General features: G+C 55.2%; 4 protein-coding genes. 3 read left to right on the top strand and 1 reads right to left on the bottom strand.

The window, feature by feature from the left end:
* The first annotated feature begins 681 nt into the window (after positions 1 to 681).
* The 3 genes from QVP03_RS05750 to QVP03_RS05740 all read left to right on the top strand — a co-directional run bounded on the left by QVP03_RS05750 (position 682) and on the right by QVP03_RS05740 (position 3,546).
* A complete protein-coding gene (locus QVP03_RS05750; RefSeq protein ID WP_022332598.1) occupies positions 682 to 1,911 on the top strand; it encodes an alkaline phosphatase family protein in 1,230 nt (409 codons plus the stop codon).
* 39 nt (positions 1,912 to 1,950) lie between these two features.
* Positions 1,951 to 2,730, top strand: coding sequence for a class I SAM-dependent methyltransferase (locus QVP03_RS05745; protein ID WP_022332597.1), 780 nt, complete (start codon positions 1,951 to 1,953; stop codon positions 2,728 to 2,730).
* 444 nt (positions 2,731 to 3,174) lie between these two features.
* On the top strand, positions 3,175 to 3,546 hold the full coding sequence (locus QVP03_RS05740; protein WP_022332596.1) for a hypothetical protein: 372 nt from the start codon (positions 3,175 to 3,177) through the stop codon (positions 3,544 to 3,546).
* 45 nt (positions 3,547 to 3,591) lie between these two features.
* On the opposite strand, the gene QVP03_RS05735 is transcribed toward QVP03_RS05740, so the two are convergent.
* A partial coding sequence (locus QVP03_RS05735) for a hypothetical protein (protein WP_288210667.1) occupies positions 3,592 to 3,953 on the bottom strand: 362 nt, incomplete at its 5' end.

Below are 3,953 nucleotides of genomic sequence, written 5' to 3'. Positions count from 1 at the left end.
ACGCTGTGCCGCCCGTGTGATGAAAGCCTGCTCCATTTATGAAAATCCCCTTACGGGGGAAGAGTGACGCAACTCATTGCAGGAGGGGGGGGGCAATTGCCCCCCCCCATTTTGTCTTTATTCCGGATTTTTTTAAGCAGACTTCTCAAGCCTGTGGCATCCACTTATGGGACAGGAGTTCTTCGACCCGGCGGATATATAACTTTTCGGGCTTATACTCCAACAGTTCGGTAACCTCCCCGCCGATGCGTTTGCCGTCGGCAGGGATCTCATCCGGTTCGATACTCCTCCCGAAGCGAATCCCGCTCGGCAGTCTGAGCCGAAGCGCGAAACCCGTCCAACTGCCGATTGGCCTCTCGGGCTGCAACACTCTTGTCCGCCGGGAAAAAACGGTTACCTTCGCGCAAAGATTCTGCGAAAAGCAGATTTCTCTGCGGTAGCGAGGGGAAATAAGGCAACACCGGACTTATTGCCCGATCTTATTTCCGACCTCGAATCGGCAATGGACAAGAAGAAATTCTCCTTATCAATCCCTCTTATATCCTGCCTTTTACTTGCTGGAAGGATGTAGAGGAATAATGCCGAACCGACCTAACTGTTAAACACTTAACCATATTTATCCGTATTTTGCCCGTTTTACGCGGATTCTTTGTACCTTTACCCATACAAAAACGCCCGGCCATGAAAAAATATACGTTTTTCCTGCTGCTCGTCCTCCTGACAGGCTGCGCCGCGTCCCGCAAGGCTCATGTCAGCGCAACACCCGACGGAAAACAATACGTCGTAATCCTTTCGATGGACGCCTTCCGCTGGGATCTCGCCGGCCGCAGCCACACGCCGACACTCGACTCGCTCGCCCGGGTGGGAACCTATGCCGAAATTTATCCGGTCTACCCCTCCAACACCTTCCCCAGCCATTACGCCATGGCCACGGGCCTGCATCCCGACCACCACGGGGTCGTGAACAACAATTTCTACGACCGGAAGATCGGGCGCAAGCTCTCAGTGTTCGACGCGGAGGATGTCCGGCTGCCGGGATTCTGGAGCGGCGAACCGATCTGGAACACGGCGGAAAGACAGGGCCTCACGGCCAACATCTTCATGTGGCCGGGCAGCGAAGTCCCGATCGACGGGCATCAGGCGACCGTCTGGACTCCCTACTCGTCGAAACCGACCTACTACCAACGCGCCGATTGGGTGATCGAAGCCATGACGCGCCCCGAAGCCGAGATCCCGGAGCTGGTAATGTGGTATTTCGAAGAGCCCGACGCCACGATGCACACCTACGGCCCAGATTCACCGCAGGCAGTCGCCCAGGCCGAACACATCGACTCCGTTCTCCGCTATTTTTTCCGTGAGATACGGCGCTCGCCCGTCTTCGAGCGAATCAATTTCATCGTAACGGCCGACCATGGCATGGCCGCGCTTTCGCCGGAGCGGTACATCAACCTCATGCCGCTGCTCGACACTACGCAGGTCATACGTACCGTACCTGGCACCCCGTTCGGGCTGGAGGTGAAAGAGGAGTATGCCGACACGGCGATCAGGATACTCCGCAGGACGGGGCACATGAAGGCCTGGCGGCGCGAGCAGATGCCCCGGCGTTTCCATTACGGCCCCCACCCTACCCGCCTGACGAACATCATCGTCATCCCCGAGACCGGATGGACGCTCGACTACGCGGCCGAAACACGCCCCGTCCGCAAACGCGGCACACACGGCTTCGACAACCGCGACCGCGACATGCACATGGTCTTCTACGCCTCGGGCCCCGCATTCCGCAAGGGCTACCGGCAGGGCTCGTTCCAGAACCAGAACATGTACCTCATCCTGTGCAGGCTGCTGGGCATCGAGCCCGCACCCAACGACGGGGAGTGGAAAGATGTAAAACGCATGTTCCGGAACAAATAAAAAATATTTTTCTATATTTGTGACAATACGCGACCGCCAATGAAAGTCAGCACTCCCAAAAGCAGACAGGATCTGCATATCAAAAGACGTGACCGGGTACTCGAGGTAGGCCCCGGCAATCGCCCCTCCTTCCGTGCGAACGTCCTCGTGGAGAAATTCCTCGGCGACGATACCCATCGCTGCGGCGGCCTGCGCATATTCCCTCACCAGCAGCTGGTCAACGCTGCGGCCGAAGCCCTGCCTTTTGCAGACAAGGAATTCGACTACGTGATCTGCAACCAGGTACTCGAACACAGCGACGACCCGGCGCAGTTCCTGCGCGAAGTAATGCGGGTCGGCAAGGCCGGCTACATCGAGACACCGAGCCTGCTCGGCGAATGGCTTTTCCCCAAGAAATCGCACCGCTGGGTCGTGCTCAACATCGGCGACAAACTGGTTCTTTACGACAAGCGGCGCGTACCCGGCAACTACGCCAACGATTACGGAGAACTGTTCCTGAACTATCTGCCCTACCAGTCGCTCCCCTACAAACTGCTGCCCTTCTCCGAAGGGGAGTTGATGCACGTACGCTACGAGTGGAAAGACGATATCGATTTCCTGATAAACCCCACGGACGAATATTACAGCAAGTTCTTCCTGAAGAAATGGGATCGAGAAATGGTCTGCACACTCTTTCCTCCCCGCGGATTCGCGACGGAACTGGGGCGCACGCTCCGCGCCGCAGCCCACGTCATAGGCGACAAACTGCGCCGGTCACAGGGACGCCGTCCCCTCTCGCTGGAAGAATACAAAGCCCTCCATCCCGGAGAATTCAAATAACCCGGGAGTGTAAAAACCCGCCCGCCCAGGTGATTCCGGGGCATATAACAATATTAACGACAAAAAACATCCGCCAATTCCGGATGTTTTTCGTATATTTGTATGTGCAATCCCAAATTCCAAAGCCTATGAGAAATTAACGCGCGAATTTTACCTTTTTCACAAGAACAGTTCTGCCGTCCACGCACTAAAAGCGCCGGCGAATACATATAAAAAGCGTTAGCTTTGTACCTTGCTTTCTGAAAATCTGGAAAATTTTAAGAGCAACCAAGGAATGAAGTTTGACGCTCACGTTTCCAACGTGGGCTTCATTCTGTATTTGGTTGCACAGGTTATTCCAGAGCCTCAGAGAGCAAATCAGAGTTTTGTCCCACGTTTTTTATATCTCCACACCCCACAACTCCCACTTAAATATGCCGAGGGACAGGCATCCTGATAATTGTTATGAACAACTATCTCCTGCTGATCGGCATCAGTTGCGTACCTGCCGTAACGGGCATGTGCATCACGCTGCCGCTCTGGCGTCTGAGGCACCTGCGCAACCAAGCGATCCATACGCTCGGGCTGACCGTTCTTTTCCTGACCCTGGCAAGTTGCCTGCTGCCGGTAATCACGGGTGAAAATTCGGGTACCGGATTTGCGGCAATCGCCCTGAGCTGCATAAACTTTTTCCTATTCCGGCACTACGAACGTCTGCTCTACACCATGCGCTGCCCGGGTTGCCGCCACGCGACACTCCGCGTCCGCGCGGTAACCCGCCGCACTTACCGGCTCCACTGCAAACGGTGCGGACTCTACACCGACTGGCATGAATAACCGACTGTATGAGTAATTGTTATATCAGACGCCCAGTGAGCGCTTTTACCGAAGGATCCGCCAGGGGAGTTGGCGAAATACCGGGGCTATTGTTTTGATAAAACCGGATGATCCGGTAATACCGGTGCACACAGGGATAATTGCAAATTGAACAGGGGGGGGGCGATCGACAATGCCCCCGCAATCAAAACGCCTCCAACAGCAAAGGGCAAAAAGCGGCATCTGCAGGTACAACGCGCCCCGTATCCGGATCGGCCGGATTGCCCTTTCGGGAAGATCTCGGAAGATCTTCCCGATCTTTTTTGCTGCCATAGCGGCCAATCCGTTACGTATGATTTGTTTTTCCGGCAACTGTAACGCGGGAGCTCGGAAAGGGGCATAAAAAAAGGTCAGATCTAATGATCTGA

The organism is Alistipes sp. CAG:29, assembly GCF_000435435.1.
Classification (GTDB): Bacteria; Bacteroidota; Bacteroidia; order Bacteroidales; family Rikenellaceae; genus Alistipes; species Alistipes onderdonkii.
Note: the sequence above shows the minus strand (reverse complement) of the source record. Positions and strands in the feature narration are given on the sequence as shown.